At 56.1% G+C, this 1,117-nt stretch carries 1 protein-coding gene; it reads right to left on the minus strand.

The window, feature by feature from the left end:
• On the minus strand, positions 1 to 1,117 hold a 1,117-nt coding region (locus tag GTP77_RS29700), incomplete at both ends, for a DUF2345 domain-containing protein (protein ID WP_161075744.1).

A 1,117-nucleotide genomic window follows, 5' to 3' on the forward strand; every position in this document is an offset into this window, starting at 1 on the left:
TCAGTCCCATCACTGGCACTGGTCTCAACATCCATCTCAGGTGCAGGGATGCCGCCGTCCAAATGGCTGTAGTAGCGTGCTTCGAACTTGAGGTCTGTATTACCTTCATCAAAGGTTGGAAGAGCGGTGCTCATCGTGGATGTCCCTTTGAATGGAAACTTGGCGCCATGGTGTGTAATCGTGCCCCCGGTGCCGAGCGTGATCCCGTCGCCGATCTTGATGAAGGAACCATCTTCCGCAATCAAAACAATTTCTTTCGCCATGCCGATGACCTTGCCCTCGCTAGCGGTGAGCTTCATATCCTTGGCCGCGTTAAGCTCTGTCTCGTCATGCTGACTTTGGAGAAGCAGCTTTCCTTTGTGCGCGATCATGTTGATGCCGTCGCTCTGGGCGAATAGCGAGATGCCCTTGCCTGCGTTGAGGTTGATGCATTGGCCTGCAGTCATTTGTAAATTCTGCTGTGCGACAGTATTGAGACCAGTACCGGCGTAGCTCACAATTGCTTTCGGTGTGGCAAAGCTGATGCCTGTCGGAGCCGTCAATGCGATGGCTGGCGAACCGCCACCAACGGCGCGCGGTTCTGTGTTGCTTCCTGCAGCCCATACCTTAAAATCTTCAAACAGTTCTTCATGGGATTTCGCGTCCACCGGCTTTGCCTGATGCTCACCAGCGTATTCGCCAAGAGATTTGACCAATTCGGCGCAGTCGGCCAAGAGATCAAGGAACTGCTGGCGATCCATCTGTTTGCCGTCAGTCCCGCAGTGCTTCCATGCTGAGAGCAACAGGCCTTTTGCAGCTCGCAGCGCGATCTGCTCACCGCTGCTTAATTCCACGCCCTCGCCGCGTGCGTCGCCAGCGCCGCAACTTTTCGGATGCGTAAGAAACCCAAGATTCAATTGGCTGTTGCCGTGGTCACTCGCCAACTGCGCGCTTATCTGGCCAGTCGTATCATCCAACCGCAGCTGGTTTGAGCGACCGCCTTTGATTTCGCGGCTTTTGATGCCGGACAGGTGCTTGTTGCCGGGCAGCCCATCCATCGTGCTCAGCGCGGGCGGCAGACCTTCCTGGTTGTAGAGCTGCCCCACGATCACCGGCTTGTCCGGATCGCCGCCAAGGA

This window comes from Pseudoduganella aquatica (genome assembly GCF_009857595.1).
Classification (GTDB): Bacteria; Pseudomonadota; Gammaproteobacteria; order Burkholderiales; family Burkholderiaceae_D; genus Rugamonas; species Rugamonas aquatica_A.